The organism is Streptomyces sp. NPDC003247 (assembly GCF_042888135.1).
Taxonomy (GTDB): Bacteria; Actinomycetota; Actinomycetes; order Streptomycetales; family Streptomycetaceae; genus Streptomyces.
Genome location: NZ_JBIAPF010000002.1, coordinates 116,790 through 134,445, shown reverse-complemented (window position 1 = coordinate 134,445; position 17,656 = coordinate 116,790). Strand labels below are relative to the sequence as shown.

The following is a 17,656-nucleotide window of genomic DNA, read 5'->3' as shown; positions in this document are numbered from 1 at the left end:
CGCCGAGGGCTGCGTAGGCCGAAAGCTGCCGCTCGCAGCCGCCGCGTCCCGGGCGTGTCCCGGTGTCCGGCCGTCTACATCCAGTCCTCGGGCTCCGGTTCCGCCTCCATCTCGGGCCAGTCCACCGGGCCGTCCGGGCCCTCCGCTTCCGGGGAGGCGCCCGGGGCCGGGCCGGAGGTTCCGCCCAGCGACGCCAGCACCGCGACCACGCCTTCCCCGTACGTCGCCAGCTTCTTCTCGCCGACTCCGCTGACCCCGGCGAGCTCGCGCACCGACGCCGGCCACACCGTGGCGATCTCCCGGAGCGTAGCGTCGTGGAAGATGACGTACGCCGGGACGCCCTGCTCGCGGGCCTGTTCCGCGCGCCAGGCGCGCAGGGCCTCGAAGGCGGGGAGCAGTGCCTCGGGCAGCTCCGCGGCTGTCGTTCTGGCCTTGCGGTCCCCGCGGCCGGACGAGGACGAGCCCGTCTTCGCGGTCGTCGGTTTCTTCGGCTCCTTGCGCAGCGGCACCTCCCGCTCGCGCCGCAGCACCGCCCCGCTGGCCTCCGTCAGCACCAGCGTGCCGTACTCCCCCTCGACGGCGAGCAGTCCCTGCGCCAGCAGCTGCCGCACCACACCGCGCCACTCGCCCTCGGTCAGCTCCTCGCCGATGCCGAACACCGACAGCTGGTCGTGGTCGAACTGGATCACCTTGGCGGTGCGCTTGCCCAGCAGGATGTCGACGATCTGCACCGCGCCGAACTTCTGCCCCCGCTCGCGCTGAAGCCGTACGACGGTCGACAGCACCTTCTGCGCCGCGACCGTGCCGTCCCAGGTCTCCGGCGGGGTGAGGCAGGTGTCACAGTTGCCGCAGCCCGCCGGGTCCGGCTCCTGGCCGAAGTAGGCGAGGAGCTGCCCTCGGCGGCACCGGGCCGTCTCGCACAGCGCCAGCATCGAGTCCAGGTGGGCCGCCGCCCGCCGCCGGAACGCCTCGTCGCCCTCTCCGGACTGGATCAGCTTGCGCTGTTGTATGACGTCGTTGAGGCCGTATGCCATCCAGGCCGTCGACGGCAGCCGGTCGCGGCCCGCGCGGCCGGTCTCCTGGTAGTAGCCCTCGATGGACTTGGGCAGGTCGAGGTGGGCGACGAACCGCACGTCGGGCTTGTCGATGCCCATGCCGAAGGCGATGGTCGCCACCACGACCAGGCCTTCCTCCCGCAGGAACCGGGACTGGTGCGCCGCGCGCGTGCCCGCGTCCAGGCCGGCGTGGTACGGCACCGCCTCGATGCCGTTGCGGGAGAGGAACTCGGCGGTCTTCTCCACCGAGTTGCGGGAGAGGCAGTACACGATGCCCGCGTCGCCCGCGTGCTCCTCCCGCAGAAAGCTCAGCAGCTGCTTCTTCGGGTCGGACTTCGGCACGATCCGGTACTGGATGTTGGGCCGGTCGAAGCTGGCCACGAAGTGCCGCGCCGCCGGCATGTTCAGCCGCTGGGTGATCTCCTGGTGCGTGGCGTGCGTGGCCGTCGCCGTGAGCGCGATCCGCGGGACGTCCGGCCAGCGCTCGCCGAGCAGGGAGAGGGTCAGGTAGTCGGGGCGGAAGTCGTGGCCCCACTGGGAGACACAGTGCGCCTCGTCGATGGCGAAGACGGCGATCTTGCCACGGGAGAGCAGGTCCAGCGTGGAGTCCAGGCGCAGCCGCTCCGGGGCCAGGTACAGCAGGTCCAGCTCACCGGCCAGGAACTCGGCCTCGACCACGCGCCGCTCGTCGAAGCCCTGCGTGGAGTTCATGAAGCCGGCGCGCACACCGAGCGCCCGCAGGGCGTCCACCTGGTCCTGCATCAGCGCGATCAGCGGCGAGACGACGATCCCCGTACCCGGTCTGACCAGGGCCGGAATCTGGTAGCAGAGCGACTTGCCGCCACCGGTCGGCATGAGGACGACGGCGTCACCGCCGGCCACCACGTGCTCGATGACCGCTTCCTGCTCGCCGCGGAAGGCGTCGTAGCCGAAGACGCGGTGCAGCGTGGCCAGCGCCTCGCTGTCTGTCGTCCCCATTGTCCCGGTGATCGCTGTCATCTCCTTGATTCCGCCCGTCCCGCCCATCGCATGGCCCCCGTACGTCGTCCTTCGACCACTGCCTCCACGATAGGGGCCCGGACTGACAGCTTCGGAGTTATCCACAGGTCGCTCGCCGGAATCGAGCGGCGCGGGGCGGGGCGGTCCCCCGCCGTCCGCCTGCCGGCACGGCGACGGCCCGGCACCGCGGGAACGGGTGCCGGGCCGGCCTGCGGGATGCTCGGCGCTCAGCGCACGAACACCCCCGCCTGTCCCGCCAGGTCCAGGAAGTACTGCGGCGCCACGCCCAGCACCAGGGTGACCGCCACGCCCACCGCGATCGCCGTCGTCGTCAGCGGCGACGGCACGGCGACGGTCGGGCCCTCGGGCCTCGGCTCGCTGAAGAACATCAGCACGATGACGCGGATGTAGAAGAACGCCGCGATCGCCGACGAGATCACACCGACCACGACGAGCGGTGCCGCGCCGCCCTCCGCCGCCGCCTTGAACACGGCGAACTTCCCGGCGAACCCGGAGGTCAGCGGAATGCCGGCGAAGGCGAGCAGGAACACCGCGAACACGGCCGCCACCAGCGGCGAGCGACGGCCGAGCCCCGCCCACTTCGACAGGTGGGTCGCCTCGCCGCCGGCGTCCCGCACCAGCGTCACCACCGCGAACGCCCCGATCGTCACGAAGGAGTACGCGCCGAGGTAGAAGAGGACGGACGAGACGCCGTCCGGCGTGGTCGCGATGACACCCGCGAGGATGAATCCCGCGTGCGCGATGGACGAGTACGCCAGCAGCCGCTTGATGTCGGTCTGCGTGATCGCGACGATCGCGCCGCCCAGCATGGTGACGATCGCGACACCCCACATGACCGGCCGCCAGTCCCAGCGCAGGCCGGGCAGCACGACGTACAGGATCCGCAGCAGCGCGCCGAAGGCGGCCACCTTGGTCGCGGCGGCCATGAAGCCGGTGACCGGGGTCGGCGCGCCCTGGTAGACGTCCGGCGTCCACATGTGGAACGGGACCGCGCCGACCTTGAACAGCAGACCCATGACGATCATCGCGGCGCCGACGAGCAGCAGCGCGTCGTTGCCCATGGTGTCGGCGAGCGCCGGGGTCACTCCGGTGACCGTGCCGTCGACGACCTGCGCGATGGTCGCGTACGACACCGAGCCGGCGTAGCCGTAGAGCAGGGCGATGCCGAACAGGGTGAACGCGGAGGCGAAGGCACCGAGCAGGAAGTACTTGACCGCGGCCTCCTGCGACATGAGCCGCTTGCGGCGGGCCAGGGCGCACAGCAGGTACAGCGGCAGGGAGAAGACTTCCAGGGCGATGAAGAGGGTCAGCAGGTCGTTGGCCGACGGGAACACCAGCATGCCGGCGACCGCGAACAGCAGCAGCGGGAAGACCTCGGTGGTCGTGAAACCGGCCCTGACCGCGGCCTTCTCGCTGTCGCTGCCCGGCACGGAGGCGGCCTGCGCGGCGAAGGAGTCGACGCGGTTGCCGTGCGCCACCGGGTCGAGCCGCCGTTCGGCGAAGGTGAAGAGGCCGACCAGGGCGGCCAGCAGGATCGTGCCCTGGAGGAACAGGGCGGGTCCGTCGACGGCGATCGCGCCCATCGCGGCGATGCGCGCCTTGGTGGTGCCGTACCCGTCGGCCGCCAGCGCCACCACCGCGGCGAACGCGGCGGCCAGGGCGACGACGGACACGAAGAGCTGGGCGACGTAGCGGGACTTGCGCGGTACGAGCGCCTCGACCAGCACCCCGACGACCGCCGCGCCGACGACGATCAGGGTGGGCGACAATTGCGCGTATTCGATCTTCGGCGCGTCGATCTTCGTGATCGGGTCGGCCGCTGTTGTCCACAGGCTGTGGACGGCTGCTGCGCTCACTTGGCCGCCTCCACCTCGGGCTGGGGGTCCTTCTTCTGTACGTCGGACAGCGTCTGCTGCACCGCCGGGTCGACGATGTCCGTGACGGGCTTCGGGTAGACGCCCAGGAAGATCAGCAGCACGATCAGCGGGGCGACCACCAGCAGCTCCCGCGCACGGAGGTCCGGCATCGCCGAGACCTCGGGTTTCACCGGGCCCGTCATCGTCCGCTGGTAGAGGACGAGGGTGTACAGCGCGGCGAGGACGATGCCGAAGGTGGCGATGATGCCGATCACCGGATAGCGCGCGAACGTGCCGACCAGGACGAGGAACTCGCTCACGAACGGCGCGAGGCCGGGCAGCGACAGCGTCGCCAGGCCGCCGATCAGGAAGGTTCCGGCGAGCACCGGGGCGACCTTCTGCACCCCGCCGTAGTCGGCGATGAGCCGGGAGCCGCGCCGCGAGATCAGGAAGCCGGCGACCAGCATCAGCGCGGCCGTCGAGATGCCGTGGTTGACCATGTAGAGCGTCGCGCCCGACTGGCCCTGGCTGGTCATCGCGAAGATGCCCAGAATGATGAAGCCGAAGTGCGAGATCGACGCGTACGCCACCAGCCGCTTGATGTCCCGCTGTCCGACGGCGAGCAGTGCCCCGTAGATGATGCTGATCAGGGCGAGGACGAGGATGGCGGGCGTCGCCCACTTGCTGGCCTCCGGGAAGAGCTGGAGGCAGAAGCGGAGCATCGCGAAGGTGCCCACCTTGTCGACGACCGCCGTGATGAGGACGGCGACCGGGGCGGTGGACTCCCCCATGGCGTTGGGCAGCCAGGTGTGCAGCGGCCACAGGGGCGCCTTCACCGCGAAGGCGAAGAAGAAGCCGAGGAACAGCCAGCGTTCGGTGGTCGTCGCCATGTCGAGCGAACCGTTGGCCCGGGCCTCGGCGATCTCCGTGAGCGAGAAGCTCCCGGCGACCACGTACAGCCCGATCACCGCGGCCAGCATGATCAGCCCGCCGGCCAGGTTGTAGAGCAGGAACTTCACGGCCGCGTACGACCGCTGGGTGGCGGCCGCCTGCTCGCCGTGCTCGTGGGCCCGGTCCCCGAAGCCGCCGATGAGGAAGTACATCGGGATCAGCATGGCTTCGAAGAAGATGTAGAAGAGGAAGACGTCGGTGGCCTCGAAGGAGAGGATCACCATCGCCTCGACGGCGAGGATCAGCGCGAAAAAGCCCTGGGTCGGGCGCCACCGCTTGCTGCCCGTCTCCAGCGGGTCGGCGTCGTGCCAGCCCGCCAGGACGATGAACGGGATCAGCAGTGCCGTGAGCGCGATGAGCGCCACCGCGATGCCGTCCACGCCCAGTTCGTAGCGGACGCCGAAGTCCGCGATCCAGGAGTGGGACTCGGTGAGCTGGTAACGGTCGCCGTCCGGGTCGAAGCGGACCAGGACGACGATCGCCAGGACCAGGGTGGCGAGCGAGAACAGCAGCGCCAGCGCTTTGGCGGCGTTGCGCCGCGCGGCCGGCACGGCGGCCGTGGCGACCGCCCCGATCGCGGGGAGCGCCGCCGTCGCTGTCAGCAGAGGAAAGGACATCGGTATCAGACCGCCCTCATCAGCAGGGTCGCGGCGATGAGGACCGCCGCACCGCCGAACATCGAGACCGCGTACGACCGCGCGAAGCCGTTCTGCAGCTTGCGCATGCGTCCGGAGAGGCCGCCGACCGAGGCCGCCGTGCCGTTGACGACGCCGTCCACCAGGGTGTGGTCGACGTACACCAGGGACCGTGTGAGGTGCTCGCCGCCGCGGACCAGGACGACGTGGTTGAAGTCGTCCTGGAGCAGGTCGCGCCGGGCGGCCCGGGTGAGGAGCGACCCGCGCGGGGCGACCGCGGGGACCGGGCGGCGCCCGTACTGCCCGTAGGCGACGGCCACCCCGATCACCATCACCGCCACCGTGGACAGGGTGATCGTGAGGGCGCTGACCGGCGGGTGGCCGTGTTCGAACCCGGTGACGGGCTCGAGCCAGTGCACGAAGCGCTCGCCGATGCCGAAGAAGGCTCCGGCGAAGACCGATCCGACGGCCAGCACGACCATCGGGACGGTCATGATCTTGGGCGACTCGTGCGGGTGCGGTTCGGCCGTCGCGGCGGCGGCGTGGCCGGAAGCGGTCTCGCCGTGGTGCGCGGCCGCGGGCTCCGCGCTCGGCGCCTCGGGCGAGCGCGTGGGCCGGTTCCTCCAGCGCTCCTCACCGAAGAACGTCATCAGCATCACGCGCGTCATGTAGTACGCGGTGACGGCCGCGCCCAGCAGCGCGCAGCCGCCGAGGATCCAGCCCTCGGTGCCGCCCTTGGCGAACGCCGCCTCGATGATCTTGTCCTTGGAGAAGAAGCCGGACAGGCCCGGGAAGCCGATGATGGCGAGGTAGCCGAGGCCGAAGGTGACGAAGGTGACCGGCATGTACTTCCTCAGGCCGCCGTACCTGCGCATGTCGACCTCGTCGTTCATGCCGTGCATGACCGAGCCGGCGCCGAGGAACAGGCCTGCCTTGAAGAAGCCGTGCGTGACCAGGTGCATGATCGCGAAGGCGTAGCCGATGGGGCCGAGGCCCGCGGCCAGCACCATGTAGCCGATCTGGGACATGGTCGAGCCGGCCAGCGCCTTCTTGATGTCGTCCTTCGCGCAACCGACGATCGCACCGAACAGCAGCGTGACCGCGCCGACGACGGTGACGACGAGCTGCGCGTCGGGCGCCAGATTGAAGATCGCCGCGGAACGGACGATCAGGTAGACGCCCGCGGTCACCATCGTCGCCGCGTGGATGAGGGCCGAGACCGGGGTCGGGCCCTCCATCGCGTCCCCGAGCCAGGACTGCAGCGGCACCTGGGCGGACTTGCCGCAGGCCGCGAGCAGCAGCATCAGGGCGATGGCGGTGAGCCGGCCCTCGGACGCGTCACCGGCGAGCCCCGCCTCCTCGTGCGTGCCGAGCAGCGGGCCGAAGGCGAAGGTGCCGAAGGTGGTGAACATCAGCATGATGGCGATCGACAGGCCCATGTCGCCGACGCGGTTGACCAGGAAGGCCTTCTTCGCGGCGGTGGCGGCGCTGGGCTTGTGCTGCCAGAAGCCGATGAGCAGGTAGGAGGCGAGCCCGACGCCCTCCCAGCCGACGTACAGCAGCAGGTAGTTGTCGGCGAGGACGAGCAGCAGCATCGCCGCGAGGAACAGGTTGAGGTAGCCGAAGAAGCGGCGGCGCCGCTCGTCGTGCTCCATGTACCCGACCGAGTACAGGTGGATCAGCGAGCCGACGCCCGTGATCAGCAGCACGAACGTCATCGACAACTGGTCGAGGCGGAAGGCGACGTCCGCCTGGAAGCCCTCGACCGGGATCCAGCTGAACAGGTACTGCGTCAGCGTCCGGTCGTCGGCGTCCCTGCCGAGCAGACCGGCGAAGAGGACGAGGCCGATCACGAAGGAGACGGCCGCGAGCAGGGTGCCGATCCAGTGGCCGACGGCATCGAGCCGGCGGCCGCCGACCAGGAGGACGGCCGCTCCGAGCAGGGGCGCCGCGATCAGCAGCGCGATCAGGTTCTCCACGATTCTTCCGACCCCTTACAGCTTCATCAGGCTGGCGTCGTCGACCGAGGCCGAGTGGCGGGAACGGAACAGCGACACGATGATCGCGAGTCCGACCACGACCTCCGCGGCGGCGACGACCATCGTGAAGAAGGCGATGATCTGGCCGTCGAGATTGCCGTGCATCCGGGAGAAGGCGACGAGCGTGAGGTTGCAGGCGTTGAGCATCAGCTCGATGCACATGAACACGACGATCGCGTTGCGCCTGATCAGCACGCCGGTCGCGCCGATCGTGAACAACAGGGCCGCGAGATACAGGTAGTTGACCGGGTTCACTGGGACGCCTCCTCGGTGCGACGGGAGTTCCGCCCGTGCGGCGGCTCGATCGCGGACCGCTCCAGGCGTTCCTCCGCGCGCCGCTCCAGCGCCTTGAGGTCGCTCAGCGCCTCGGCGGACACGTCACGGATCTGGCCGCGCTCGCGGAGCGTCCTGCTGACCGTGAGCTCCGACGGGGTGCCGTCGGGCAGCAGGCCCGCGATGTCGACGGCGTTGTGCCGCGCGTACACGCCCGGTGCCGGCAGCGGCGGCACGTGCTTGCCCTCGCGCACCCGCTGTTCGGCCAGTTCGCGCTGGGTCCTGGCCCGCTCGGTCCGCTCGCGGTGGGTGAGCACCATGGCGCCCACGGCGGCCGTGATGAGCAGGGCGCCGGTGATCTCGAAGGCGAAGACGTACTTGGTGAAGATGAGGGCCGCCAGTCCCTCCACGTTGCCACCGGCGTTGGCCGCCGCGAGGCCGTCGAACTCCGTCAGGGAGGCGTTGGCGATGCCCGCGACCAGCAGGACGCCGAAGCCGAGCCCGCACAGCAGGGCCAGCCAGCGCTGGCCCTTGATGGTCTCCTTCAGGGAGTCCGCCGCGGTGACGCCGACGAGCATCACCACGAACAGGAACAGCATCATGATCGCGCCGGTGTAGACGACGATCTGCACGATGCCCAGGAAGTAGGCGCCGTTGGCGAGGTAGAACACCGCCAGGACGATCATGGTTGCGGCGAGGCAGAGCGCGCTGTGCACGGCCCTCTTCATGAAGACGGTGCACAGGGCGCCGATCACCGCGACGGTGCCCAGCACCCAGAACTGGAACGCCTCCCCGGTGGAAGTGGAGTAGGCGGCGAGCTGCACGGTGGAGTGGGCGGCGAGCTGCGCGCTCATCGGCCGATCACCTCCCCCGCGGCGGGCTCGCCCTCACCGAAGGTCGAGGCGGCCTCCTGCGGCGCCTCGCCCTTGGAGACGGCGACCTGCCGCTCGGTGCCGGGCGCGGCCTCCGTCACCAGGCCCCGGTAGTAGTCCTGCTCGTCCGTCCCGGGGTAGATGGCGTGCGGTGTGTCGACCATGCCGTCCTCGAGGCCGGCCAGCAGCTGCTCCTTGGTGTAGATCAGGTTGGCGCGGCTGGAGTCGGCGAGCTCGAACTCGTTGGTCATCGTCAGCGCGCGCGTGGGGCAGGCCTCGATGCACAGGCCGCACAGGATGCAGCGGGCGTAGTTGATCTGGTAGACGCGGCCGTACCGCTCGCCCGGCGAGTAGCGTTCCTCCTCGGTGTTGTCCGCGCCCTCGACGTAGATGGCGTCGGCGGGACAGGCCCACGCGCACAGCTCGCAGCCGACGCACTTCTCCAGGCCGTCCGGATGGCGGTTGAGCTGGTGCCGTCCGTGGAACCGCGGAGCCGTGGTCTTCTGCTGCTCCGGGTACTGCTCGGTCAGCCGCTTCTTGAACATGGCCTTGAAGGTCACGCCGAAGCCGGCCACCGGGTTCTGGAAACCGGGCTTGGTCTCCTGGGGCTCCTCAGCCATCGGACGCCTCCTTTCCCTCCAGAGTTCCGTCACTGTGAGTATCGGACCCACCACTGACAATCAGCTCCCGCTCGCGGCGCGGGCGGCGCCTCGGCACCGGCGGCAGCTCCTGTCCGGGCAGCGGCGGAACGGGGAACCCGCCCGCCATCGGGTCGAAGCCGGCCGGCTCGGCGGGGGCCTCGGGCTGCCTGCCGCGGTCGCGGAACATGTCGGCGACGAAGGAGAGCAGCAGCAGGACCAGGACGGCGCCGCCGACGTAGAGGGCGATGTCGGCGAAGTCGTAGTTCTCGTTGCGCAGCGTCCGCACGGTCGCGACGAGCATCAGCCACGTCACCGAGACCGGGATGAGGACCTTCCAGCCGAGCTTCATCAGCTGGTCGTAACGGACGCGGGGGAGCGTGCCGCGCAGCCAGATGAAGAAGAACAGCAGCAGCTGGACCTTGACGGTGAACCAGAGCATCGGCCACCAGCCGTGGTTCGCGCCCTCCCAGAAGGTGCTGACCGGCCAGGGGGCCCGCCAGCCGCCGAGGAAGAGCGTCACCGACACGGCCGAGACCGTCACCATGTTCACGTACTCGGCGAGCATGAACATCGCGAACTTGATCGACGAGTACTCGGTGTTGAAGCCGCCGACCAGGTCGCCCTCGGACTCCGGCATGTCGAAGGGGGCGCGGTTGGTCTCGCCGACCATCGTGACGATGTAGAGGATGAAGGAGACCGGCAGCAGGAGGATGTACCAGCGGTCCTGCTGCTGCTCGACGATCGTCGACGTCGACATGGAGCCGGAGTAGAGGAACACCGAGGCGAAGGCGGCGCCCATCGCGATCTCGTAGGAGATCATCTGCGCGCAGGAGCGCAGCCCGCCCAGGAGCGGGTAGGTGGATCCGGAGCTCCAGCCGGCGAGGACGATGCCGTAGATGCCGACCGAGGCGACCGCGAGGATGTAGAGCATCGCGATCGGCAGGTCCGTGAGCTGCATCGTGGTGCGCTGGCCGAAGATCGAGATCTCGTTGCCGGCCGGGCCGAAGGGGATCACCGCGATCGCCATGAAGGCCGGAATGGCCGCGACGATCGGCGCGAGGACGTACACCACCTTGTCGGCGCGTTTGACGATGACGTCTTCCTTCAGCATCAGCTTGATGCCGTCGGCGAGCGACTGGAGCATGCCCCAGGGCCCGTGCCGGTTGGGGCCGATGCGCAGCTGCATCCAGGCCACGACCTTGCGCTCCCAGACGATGGAGAACAGCACGGTCACCATCAGGAAGGCGAAGCAGAAGACCGCTTTGACCACGACCAGCCACCACGGGTCGCGGCCGAACATCGAGAGGTCTTCCGCGGCGAGGTACGGGCTCATGCCTCCACCTCCTGGGGGGCTGCGGCGGCGGTCGTCGCCGGGCCGATGCGGACGAGGGACCCGGGCCGGGCCCCGGTGTCGGAGGCGACGCCCCCGCCCACGGAGTTCAGCGGGAGCCACACCACGCGGTCGGGCATCTCGGTGATCCGCAGGGGCAGTTCGACCGTGCCGGCGGTACCGGTCACGGCGAGTACGCCGCCGTCGTCGACGCCGGCTTCGGCGGCCGTGGCGGCCGACACGCGCGCGTGGGCGGCGTGCCGGGTTCCGGCGAGCGCCTCGTCGCCCTGCTGGAGGAGCCCCTGGTCGAGCAGCAGCCGGTGCCCGGCGAGCACGGCCTCACCGGCGGCGGGCCGCGGCAGGACGCCGGCGCTCTCCGCCGGTTCGACGGCCCGCGGCCCGTCCCAGGCACCGAGCCGGTCCAGCTCCGCGCGGGCGGTCCGCAGGTCCGGCAGGCCCAGGTGGACGTCCATGGCGTCGGCCAGCATCTGCAGCACCCGTGCGTCGGACTGCGCCGGGCGGCGGGTCATCTGGTCGGGCTTGAGCGCGGCCTCGAAGAAACGCACGCGGCCCTCCCAGTTGAGGAAGGCGCCCGTCTTCTCGGCGACCGCGGCCACGGGCAGGACGACGTCGGCGCGCTCGGTGACCTCGCCGGGCCGCAGCTCCAGCGAGACCACGAAGCCGACCTCGTCGAGCGCCTCACGCGCGCGTGCCGGGTCGGGCAGGTCGGCGACCTCCACGCCCGCGACGAGCAGCGCCTGCAACTCACCCGCCACCGCGGCCTCGATCATCTGCCCGGTGTCACGGCCGTAGCGGGGCGGGAGCACGGCAAGGCCCCAGGCGGCCGCGACCTCGTCCCGCGCGCGCGGGTCGATGGCCGGGCGTCCGCCCGGCAGCAGTGACGGCAGGGCGCCGGCCTCGATCGCGCCCCGTTCCCCGGCCCGGCGCGGAATCCACACCAGCCCGGCGCCGGTCGCGTTCGCGGCCCGTACGGCGGCGGTGAGCCCGCCGGCCACGGCGGCCAGCCGCTCGCCCACGACGATGACCGCGCCCTCGGCGCGCAGCGCCTCGGCGGCCCGGCTGCCGGCGTCCTCCAGGCCGACGCCGCCGGCCAGCGCGTCCAGCCACTCGGTCTCGGTGCCCGGGGCGGCCGGCAGCAGCGTGCCGCCCGCCTTCTCCAGGCCTCGGGTGGCGTGCGTGGCCAGCGAGAACACCTGCTGTCCGCGCTTGCGCCAGGCCTTGCGCAGCCGCAGGAAGACGCCCGGTGCCTCCTCCTCGGACTCGAACCCGACCAGCAGGACGGCGGGCGCCTTCTCCAGGGAGGCGTACGTGACGCCCGTACCGTCGAGGTCGCGGCCGTGTCCGGCCACGCTCGCCGCCAGGAAGTCGGCCTCCTCGCCGCTGTGCACGCGCGCGCGGAAGTCGATGTCGTTGGTGTCGAGCGCCACGCGCGCGAACTTGCTGTACGCGTAGGCGTCCTCGATGGTGAGCCGGCCGCCGGTCAGGACACCGGTCCGGCCGCGCGAGGCGAGCAGTCCCTGGGCCGCGATCTGCAACGCCTCCGGCCAGGACGCCGGTACCAGGGCGCCCTCGGCGTCCCGCACGAGCGGCGTCTCGAGCCGGTCCCGCGCTTGCGCGTACCGGAACGCGAACCGCCCCTTGTCGCAGATCCACTCCTCGTTGACCTCGGGGTCGTCGGCGGCGAGCCGCCGCATGACCTTGCCGCGCCGGTGGTCGGTGCGGGTGGCGCAGCCGCCGGCGCAGTGCTCGCAGACCGACGGCGAGGAGACGAGGTCGAAGGGGCGGGAGCGGAAGCGGTACGCCGCCGAGGTCAGCGCGCCGACCGGGCAGATCTGAATGGTGTTGCCGGAGAAGTAGGACTCGAACGGGTCGCCCTCACCGGTGCCGACCTGCTGGAGCGCGCCCCGCTCGATCAGCTCGATCATCGGGTCGCCCGCGACCTGGTTGGAGAAGCGGGTGCAGCGGGCGCACAGCACGCACCGCTCGCGGTCGAGCAGGACCTGCGTGGAGATGGGGACGGGCTTCTCGTAGGTCCGTTTCCGGCCCTCGAAGCGGGACTCTGCGTTGCCGTGCGACATGGCCTGGTTCTGCAGGGGGCACTCGCCGCCCTTGTCGCAGACCGGGCAGTCCAGCGGGTGGTTGATGAGGAGCAGCTCCATCACGCCGTGCTGGGCCTTCTCGGCGACCGGCGAGGTGAGGTGGGTCTTCACCACCATGCCGTCCGTGCAGGTGATCGTGCAGGACGCCATGGGCTTGCGCTGGCCCTCGACCTCGACGATGCACTGGCGGCAGGCGCCGGCCGGGTCGAGGAGGGGGTGGTCGCAGAAGCGCGGGATCTCGATGCCGAGCTGCTCGGCGGCCCGGATGACCAGGGTGCCCTTGGGCACGCTGATCTCCGCGCCGTCGATGGTCAGCGTGACGAGGTCCTCCGGCGGGACCGCCGCCTCTCCTCCGCCCGCGGGAGCGCTGGTGGTCACGGTCATGCGTTCACCTCCGTGCGGTCGGCCCAGGCCGTCGACCTGGCCGGGTCGAACGGGCAGCCGCGGCCCGTGATGTGCTGCTCGTACTCCTCGCGGAAGTACTTGAGCGAGGAGAAGATCGGCGAGGCGGCGCCGTCGCCGAGGGCGCAGAAGGACTTGCCGTTGATGTTGTCGGCGATGTCGTTCAGCTTGTCGAGGTCGGACATGACGCCCTTGCCGGCCTCGATGTCCCGCAGCAGCTGCACCAGCCAGTACGTGCCCTCGCGGCAGGGCGTGCACTTGCCGCAGGACTCGTGGGCGTAGAACTCGGTCCAGCGGGTGACGGCGCGGACGACGCAGGTCGTCTCGTCGAAGCACTGGAGGGCTTTCGTGCCGAGCATGGAACCCGCGGCGCCCACTCCTTCGTAGTCGAGGGGGACGTCGAGGTGCTCGTCGGTGAACATCGGGGTGGAGGAGCCGCCCGGCGTCCAGAACTTGAGGCGGTGGCCCGGTCGCATGCCGCCGCTCATCTCCAGGAGCTGACGGAGGGTGATGCCGAGCGGGGCCTCGTACTGGCCGGGGCCGGCGACATGGCCGCTGAGCGAGTAGAGCGTGAAGCCCGGGGACTTCTCGCTGCCCATCGACCTGAACCATTCCTTGCCGTTGTTCAGGATCGCGGGAACTGACGCGATCGATTCGACGTTATTCACCACAGTCGGGCACGCGTAGAGGCCCGCGACGGCAGGGAAAGGAGGACGGAGCCGCGGTTGACCACGGCGGCCTTCGAGCGAGTCGAGCAGCGCGGTCTCCTCACCACAGATGTACGCGCCCGCGCCCGCGTGCACGGTGAGTTCGAGGTCGAGTCCGCTGCCCAGGATGTTCTCGCCGAGGTAGCCCGCCGCGTAGGCCTCACGCACGGCCTCGTGCAACCGCCGCAGAACTGGGACGACTTCACCCCGCAGATAGATGAAGGCATGAGACGACCTGATGGCGTGACACGCGATGACGATGCCCTCGATGAGGCTGTGCGGGTTCGCGAACAGGAGCGGGATGTCCTTGCAGGTGCCCGGCTCCGATTCGTCGGCGTTGACAACTAGATAGTGCGGTTTTCCATCACCCTGCGGAATGAACTGCCATTTCATTCCGGTCGGGAATCCCGCGCCGCCGCGCCCGCGCAGACCGGAGTCCTTGACGTACGCGATCACGTCGTCCGGGGACATGGCGAGCGCCTTGCGGAGCCCCTCGTACCCTTCGTGCCTCCGGTAGACGTCCAGAGTCCAGGACCGGTCCTCGTCCCAGAAGGCCGACAGCACGGGTGCGAGCAGCTTCTCGGGGCTGCTGCCTTTCAGCTCGGGTGCCAAGGTCATCACTCCCCCTCCTCGGCGGTGGGCCCTGCCGGGTGGGCGGGGTCGGAGGCCGATGTGTTCTGCGGCGCGTCGTGCGAACTGAGGTGGGCGGTCGGCGAGGGCTCGTGCACGGCCCCGTCGCGCGGTTCGTCGTGCGGTCCACCGTCGCGGGGGTGGACCACACGCGCGGGTGCGGTCTCTCCCCTGGCCAGGCGGAGGCCCGCCAGCGACGCGGGTCCCGCGCTGCCGCTCGCCTCCACGGCGCCGTCCCGCTCGTCGGGGAAGCCCGCCAGGATCCGGGCGGTCTCCTTGAAGGTGCACAGCGGCGCCCCGCGCGTGGGCGAGACGGTCCGTCCCTCCCGCAGGTCGTCGACCAGGCGTTTCGCGCTCTCCACGGTCTGGTTGTCGAAGAACTCCCAGTTGACCATCACGACCGGCGCGAAGTCGCAGGCCGCGTTGCACTCGATGTGCTCCAGGGTGACCTTGCCGTCGTCGGTGGTCTCGCCGTTGCCGACGCCCAGGTACTCCTGGAGCTCCTCGAAGATCGCGTCACCGCCCATCACCGCGCAGAGGGTGTTGGTGCAGACCCCGACCTGGTAGTCACCGCTCGGCCGGCGCCGGTACATGGTGTAGAAGGTGGCGACCGCGGTGACCTCGGCGGTGGTCAGTCCGAGCACGTCCGCGCAGAACTGCATCCCGGTGCGCGTGACGTGTCCCTCCTCCGACTGCACGAGGTGCAGCAACGGCAGGAGCGCGGAGCGGGAGTCGGGGTAGCGGGCGACGATGTCGCGCGCGTCCCGCTCGAGCCGGGCCCGGACGTCGTCCGGGTAGGCGGGCGCGGGCAGCTCGGGCATGCCCAGGCTGACGGCCCGCTCCGAAGAAGAGGTGGTCACCGGTCGACGCCTCCCATCACGGGGTCGATGGACGCGACGGCGACGATGACGTCGGCGACCTGGCCGCCCTCGCACATCGCCGCCATGGCCTGAAGGTTGGTGAAGGACGGGTCGCGGAAGTGGACCCGGTAGGGGCGGGTGCCGCCGTCGGACACGACGTGCACCCCGAGCTCGCCCTTGGGCGACTCGACGGCCGCGTACGCCTGTCCCGGCGGGACGCGGAAGCCCTCGGTGACCAGCTTGAAGTGGTGGATCAGGGCCTCCATGGAGGTGCCCATGATCTTCTTGATGTGGTCGAGGGAGTTGCCGAGGCCGTCCGGGCCCAGGGCGAGCTGGGCCGGCCAGGCGATCTTCTTGTCGCCGACCATGACCGGGCCGGGCTGAAGCCGGTCCAGGCACTGTTCGATGATCCCGAGGGACTGGCGCATCTCCTCGAGGCGGATCAGGAAGCGGCCGTAGGCGTCGCAGGAGTCCGTGGTCGGGACGTCGAAGTCGTACGTCTCGTAGTCGCAGTAGGGCTGCGCCTTGCGCAGGTCGTGCGGCAGGCCGGTGGAGCGCAGGATCGGGCCGGTGGCGCCGAGGGCCATGCAGCCGGCCAGGTCGAGGTGGCCGATGTCCTGCATGCGGGCCTTGAAGATGGGGTTGCCGGTGGCGAGCTTGTCGTACTCCGGGAGGTTCTTCCTCATCTTCTTCACGAACTCGCGGATCTGGTCCACCGCGCCGGGCGGCAGGTCCTGGGCGAGTCCGCCGGGGCGGATGTACGCGTGGTTCATCCGCAGGCCCGTGATGAGCTCGTAGATGTCGAGAATCAGTTCACGATCACGGAATCCGTAGATCATGATCGTGGTGGCGCCGAGTTCCATACCACCGGTGGCGATGCACACCAGGTGGGAGGAGATCCGGTTCAGCTCCATCAGGAGCACCCGGATGATCTTCGCTCGCTCGGTGATCTGGTCCTCGATGCCGAGGAGCTTCTCGACGCCGAGGCAGTAGGCGGTCTCGTTGAAGAAGGACGTCAGGTAGTCCATGCGCGTCACGAACGTGGTGCCCTGCGTCCACGTCCGGAACTCGAGGTTCTTCTCGATGCCGGTGTGGAGGTAGCCGATGCCGCAGCGGGCCTCGGTGACGGTCTCGCCCTCGATCTCCAGGATGAGGCGGAGCACCCCGTGGGTGGAGGGGTGCTGAGGACCCATGTTGACGACGATCCGTTCGTCGTCGGCGCGGGACGCGGACTGGACGACCTCGTCCCAGTCGCCACCGGTGACGGTGTAGACGGTGCCCTCGGTGGTCTCCCGAGGGGAGGCGTGCGAAGTGCTCACGAGTACGACCTCCGCTGGTCCGGAGCCGGGATCTGGGCGCCCTTGTACTCGACGGGGATGCCGCCGAGGGGGTAGTCCTTGCGCTGCGGATGTCCCTGCCAGTCGTCCGGCATCATGATCCGCGTCAGGGCCGGGTGACCGTCGAAGACGATGCCGAAGAAGTCGTACGTCTCGCGCTCGTGCCAGTCGTTGGTCGGGTAGACCGGGACGAGGGACGGGATGTGCCGGTCGGTGTCCGGGGCACTGACTTCGAGGCGGATCAGCCGGTTGTGGGTGATCGAGCGCAGGTGGTAGACGGCGTGCAGCTCGCGGCCCTTGTCGTTCGGGTAGTGGACGCCGCTGACGCCGGTGCAGAGCTCGAAGCGCAGGGCCGGGTCGTCGCGCAGGGTGCGGGCGACGCGCGGCAGGTGTTCGCGTTCGATGTGGAAGGTCAGTTCGCCGCGGTCGACGACCGTCTTCTCGATGGCGTTCTCGGGGAGGAGGCCCTGCTCCTCCAGCGCGCCCTCCAGTTCGTCGGCGACCTCGTCGAACCAGCCGCCGTAGGGCCGGCTCGCCGGTCCCGGGAGGCGGACCGAGCGGACCAGGCCGCCGTAGCCGGAGGTGTCGCCGCCGTTGTTCGCGCCGAACATGCCGCGCTGGACGCGGACCTCCTCGCCGCCCTCGCCGCGCTGGCCGGGGAGGTTGGAGGCGGAGAGGTCCTTCTCGGGATTCGCCCCGTTCGCCCCGTCCACCTTGCCCGGCCCGTTCACCGTCTCCGACCCGTTGGCCTTCCCGGGCCCGGGTCCGTCGGCCTTGCCCGACCCGTTCGCCGTCTCCGGCCCGCCGGCCGCGCCCGACCCGTTCGCCGTCTCCGACCCACCGGCCTTGCCCGAGCCGTTCGCCGTCTCCGGCCCGTTCGCCGTCGCCGGCCCACTCGGGGTGCCGGACCCGCCCGGCGTACCCGACC

Annotated in this window: 13 protein-coding genes; all 13 read right to left on the bottom strand. The window is 70.4% G+C overall.

Going from position 1 to position 17,656, the window contains the following annotated elements:
• Nucleotides 1-74: 74 nt before the first annotated feature.
• A complete protein-coding gene (gene recQ, locus ACFYWQ_RS05485; RefSeq protein ID WP_389513092.1) occupies nt 75-2,081 on the bottom strand; it encodes a DNA helicase RecQ in 2,007 nt (668 codons plus the stop codon).
• Nucleotides 2,082-2,281: 200 nt separating this feature from the next.
• Nucleotides 2,282-3,931 carry an NADH-quinone oxidoreductase subunit NuoN gene (gene nuoN / locus ACFYWQ_RS05480; protein WP_389513090.1) on the bottom strand — a complete coding sequence of 550 codons (1,650 nt, stop codon included), beginning with the start codon at nt 3,929-3,931 and terminating at the stop codon, nt 2,282-2,284.
• On the bottom strand, nt 3,928-5,499 hold the full coding sequence (locus tag ACFYWQ_RS05475) for an NADH-quinone oxidoreductase subunit M (protein ID WP_389513088.1): 1,572 nt from the start codon (nt 5,497-5,499) through the stop codon (nt 3,928-3,930). Before ACFYWQ_RS05475 ends, nuoN begins: the two co-directional genes overlap by 4 nt.
• A gap of 5 nt (nt 5,500-5,504) precedes the next feature.
• Nucleotides 5,505-7,496 (bottom strand): NADH-quinone oxidoreductase subunit L, encoded by a 1,992-nt coding sequence (nuoL, locus tag ACFYWQ_RS05470; protein ID WP_389513086.1) that lies wholly within the window; start codon nt 7,494-7,496, stop codon nt 5,505-5,507.
• Between the two features lie 15 nt (nt 7,497-7,511).
• Nucleotides 7,512-7,811 carry an NADH-quinone oxidoreductase subunit NuoK gene (nuoK, locus tag ACFYWQ_RS05465; RefSeq protein WP_003998919.1) on the bottom strand — a complete coding sequence of 100 codons (300 nt, stop codon included), beginning with the start codon at nt 7,809-7,811 and terminating at the stop codon, nt 7,512-7,514.
• Nucleotides 7,808-8,683, bottom strand: coding sequence for an NADH-quinone oxidoreductase subunit J (locus ACFYWQ_RS05460; protein ID WP_389513084.1), 876 nt, complete (start codon nt 8,681-8,683; stop codon nt 7,808-7,810). Before ACFYWQ_RS05460 ends, nuoK begins: the two co-directional genes overlap by 4 nt.
• Nucleotides 8,680-9,321: an NADH-quinone oxidoreductase subunit NuoI gene (gene nuoI, locus ACFYWQ_RS05455; protein WP_389513083.1), complete on the bottom strand. Its 642-nt coding sequence runs from the start codon at nt 9,319-9,321 to the stop codon at nt 8,680-8,682. Before nuoI ends, ACFYWQ_RS05460 begins: the two co-directional genes overlap by 4 nt.
• Complete coding sequence (gene nuoH, locus ACFYWQ_RS05450; RefSeq protein ID WP_389513082.1) at nt 9,314-10,675, bottom strand: NADH-quinone oxidoreductase subunit NuoH; 1,362 nt, start codon at nt 10,673-10,675, stop codon at nt 9,314-9,316. The genes nuoI and nuoH overlap by 8 nt, the downstream gene beginning before the upstream one ends.
• Nucleotides 10,672-13,176: an NADH-quinone oxidoreductase subunit G gene (locus tag ACFYWQ_RS05445; RefSeq protein ID WP_389513081.1), complete on the bottom strand. Its 2,505-nt coding sequence runs from the start codon at nt 13,174-13,176 to the stop codon at nt 10,672-10,674. The genes nuoH and ACFYWQ_RS05445 overlap by 4 nt, the downstream gene beginning before the upstream one ends.
• On the bottom strand, nt 13,173-14,522 hold the full coding sequence (gene nuoF / locus ACFYWQ_RS05440; RefSeq protein WP_389513080.1) for an NADH-quinone oxidoreductase subunit NuoF: 1,350 nt from the start codon (nt 14,520-14,522) through the stop codon (nt 13,173-13,175). The genes ACFYWQ_RS05445 and nuoF overlap by 4 nt, the downstream gene beginning before the upstream one ends.
• Nucleotides 14,519-15,391, bottom strand: coding sequence for an NADH-quinone oxidoreductase subunit NuoE (nuoE, locus tag ACFYWQ_RS05435; RefSeq protein ID WP_389513079.1), 873 nt, complete (start codon nt 15,389-15,391; stop codon nt 14,519-14,521). Before nuoE ends, nuoF begins: the two co-directional genes overlap by 4 nt.
• The gene (locus ACFYWQ_RS05430) at nt 15,388-16,710 is read right to left on the bottom strand and encodes an NADH-quinone oxidoreductase subunit D (RefSeq protein ID WP_389513078.1); all 1,323 of its coding nucleotides are present in this window, start codon (nt 16,708-16,710) and stop codon (nt 15,388-15,390) included. Before ACFYWQ_RS05430 ends, nuoE begins: the two co-directional genes overlap by 4 nt.
• Nucleotides 16,707-17,459, bottom strand: a complete 753-nt coding sequence (locus ACFYWQ_RS05425) for an NADH-quinone oxidoreductase subunit C (RefSeq protein WP_389514340.1) — start codon at nt 17,457-17,459, stop codon at nt 16,707-16,709. Before ACFYWQ_RS05425 ends, ACFYWQ_RS05430 begins: the two co-directional genes overlap by 4 nt.
• Between the last annotated feature and the right edge of the window lie 197 nt (nt 17,460-17,656).

Excerpts from the sequence above, each read along its gene's own strand:
- recQ (WP_389513092.1), bottom strand. The coding sequence starts at position 2,081 with ATGGGCGGGACGGGCGGAATCAAGGAGATGACAGCGATCACCGGGACA.
- ACFYWQ_RS05475 (WP_389513088.1), bottom strand. The coding sequence starts at position 5,499 with ATGTCCTTTCCTCTGCTGACAGCGACGGCGGCGCTCCCCGCGATCGGG.
- ACFYWQ_RS05460 (WP_389513084.1), bottom strand. The coding sequence starts at position 8,683 with ATGAGCGCGCAGCTCGCCGCCCACTCCACCGTGCAGCTCGCCGCCTAC.
- nuoI (WP_389513083.1), bottom strand. The coding sequence starts at position 9,321 with ATGGCTGAGGAGCCCCAGGAGACCAAGCCCGGTTTCCAGAACCCGGTG.
- nuoH (WP_389513082.1), bottom strand. The coding sequence starts at position 10,675 with ATGAGCCCGTACCTCGCCGCGGAAGACCTCTCGATGTTCGGCCGCGAC.
- ACFYWQ_RS05445 (WP_389513081.1), bottom strand. The coding sequence starts at position 13,176 with ATGACCGTGACCACCAGCGCTCCCGCGGGCGGAGGAGAGGCGGCGGTC.